Here is a 2379-nt window from a genome sequence, read left to right as displayed (position 1 = left end):
ATAGTCTCTCCCGTTCTTCAAAAAAACCGCCCCCCGGCTATTCGGGGGGCTTTAGGATGCGCTTCTAAGCTCTTAGCTACACCAAATCCCCCACCGGCCTAATAATTACTAGGCCGACTAGAACCAGGATCAGGCTGCTAGACGAAAGCATCTTGTGAAAGAGCTTACAGGTGTTTGGTATACCGTGTCAAGACGAACGCTGGTTGGCTTGTACAAAAAGCAAGTTCTCGTTTCAGTATGCCTACCGCTGAACTACCCTTTCTTGTGTGGGCCCGCTCGGTACTTCTCGCTATTTCACCAACCCAGGAGCCCACCCGTAAAATAGAACCGCTATGAGCCACCGAATCGAGACCGACACCATGGGCCAGATGCAGGTTGAAGAGAGCCGCTACTGGGGTGCCCAGACCCAGCGTTCGATCCAGAACTTCCCCATTGGGCAGGAGCGCTTCAAAATGCCCCGCTCCATCATCCGGGCCATGGGGATTCTGAAAAAGGGGGCTGCCCTGGCCAATGCCGATCTGGGTGAGCTACCCCGCGACAAAGCCGAGCTGATTGCACGGGCTGCCGACGAGGTCATTGCGGGCAAACTGGATGATCACTTCCCCCTGGTGGTCTTCCAGACCGGCTCGGGTACGCAGACCAACATGAATGCCAACGAGGTCATATCCAACCGCGCGATTGAATTGGCCGATGGGGTGCTGGGCTCCAAAGCCCCAGTACACCCCAACGACCACGTCAACCGGGGCCAGTCCTCCAACGATACCTTCCCCACCGCCATGCACATCGCCACAGTGGAAGAGTTGCATCGCCAGCTTTATCCCAGGGTGCAAAAACTGCGCGACACCCTGGCCGCCAAAGCCGAAGCCTACAAGGATATCGTGAAGGTGGGCCGCACCCACCTGCAAGACGCTACCCCCATCACGCTGGGGCAGGAAATTGGCAGCTGGGTAGCCCAGATTGACTACTGCCTGGCCGAGGTGCGCCACGCCGAAAAGGGCCTGTACGAGCTGGCTATAGGCGGAACTGCCGTGGGAACCGGCCTGAATGCCCACCCCAGGTTTGGCGACCTGGCTGCGGAATATTTCGCCAAGGAAACCGGGTTTCCTTTTGTATCGGCAGCCAACAAGTTTGCCGCACTCTCGGCCCACGACGCCCTGGTTACCACCAGCGCAGCTTTGCGCACCCTGGCCGGTGCCCTGATGAAGATGGCTAACGATGTGCGCTGGCTGGCTTCCGGCCCGCGCAACGGCATTGGCGAGATCCACATCCCCGAAAACGAGCCGGGCAGCTCCATCATGCCGGGCAAGGTCAACCCCACCCAGTCCGAGGCCCTGACCATGGTGGCGGTGCAGGTCTTCGGCAACGACGCAGCAGTGGCCTTTGCCGGCTCGCAGGGCAATTTCCAGCTTAATGTGTTCAAGCCGGTGATGGTTTATAACGTCCTGACCAGCATAGAGCTACTGGGTGATGCCTGTATGGCCTTCAACGATAACTGTGCGGTGGGCCTCGAGCCCAACCTGCCCAAAATCCAGCATAACCTCTCCATCAACCTGATGCAGGTAACCGCGCTCAACCGGCATATTGGCTACGACAAAGCCGCTGCCATTGCCAAAAAAGCCCACAAAGAAGGTACCAGCCTTAAGGAAGCAGCCCTGGCGCTGGGCTATCTGACCGAGGAAGAGTTTGACCGGTGGGTGGTGCCTTTGGAAATGACACACAGTTGAGCCGATCCAAGTAGTAGTAAGGTGCGGCACGCACCACCATATCAGTTTGTAGGGTGCGGCACGCACCACCAGCTCCGGAGCGCCAGCCAGTTTGTAAACACATGCCCATGCACAACTCAACCACAAACCCCGCTATAGACTGGACAATAGCCAGTTTGACTTGCGGCACGCACCGCCATTCTGGGTAAGTAGACCACGCGCACAACCCTACGACAAACCCCCCGATAGAATTACCCACGTATGCCCAACTATCGCCGTGATTATCTCAAAGGAGGCTGCTATTTCTTCACGGTAGTCACCTATCAACGCCAGAGAATTCTGCTAGATGAACCCTTCCGAACAGCCCTAAGACTCTCCATTGGCCAGGTTCGCCAGATCCTCCCCTTCACTGCCGAAGCCTGGGTGCTTCTGCCCGATCACCTGCACTGCATCTGGACGCTTCCAGAAGAGGATTCGGATTTTTCAGAGCGCTGGCTGCAGATCAAAGCCGGGGTTAGCCGGAGAGTCGGTGATCTGTACTTTGATCCAGGCCGACTGTCCAGATCCCGGCAAAAGCGTAAAGAATCTACTCTGTGGCAACGCCGCTTCTGGGAGCACCGCATCAAAGATGAGCGGGATTTCGCTCGCCACATGGACTACATTCACTTCAACCCGG

2 protein-coding genes are annotated in these 2379 nt (G+C 57.2%); both read left to right on the top strand.

Going from position 1 to position 2379, the window contains the following annotated elements; all coding sequences use genetic code 11:
* Positions 1-332: 332 nt before the first annotated feature.
* Complete coding sequence (gene fumC / locus Q0288_RS02845) at positions 333-1724, top strand: class II fumarate hydratase (RefSeq protein ID WP_299426882.1); 1392 nt, start codon at positions 333-335, stop codon at positions 1722-1724.
* 240 nt (positions 1725-1964) lie between these two features.
* On the top strand, positions 1965-2379 hold a 415-nt coding region (locus Q0288_RS02840), incomplete at its 3' end, for a transposase (protein WP_299426878.1).

It is taken from the genome of uncultured Meiothermus sp. (assembly GCF_937863175.1).
Lineage (GTDB): Bacteria > Deinococcota > Deinococci > Deinococcales > Thermaceae > Meiothermus.
Note: the sequence above shows the minus strand (reverse complement) of the source record. Positions and strands in the feature narration are given on the sequence as shown.

Bases quoted from the DNA above. Each gene is read 5' to 3' on its own strand.
- fumC (WP_299426882.1), top strand. From the start codon at position 333: ATGAGCCACCGAATCGAGACCGACACCATGGGCCAGATGCAGGTTGAA.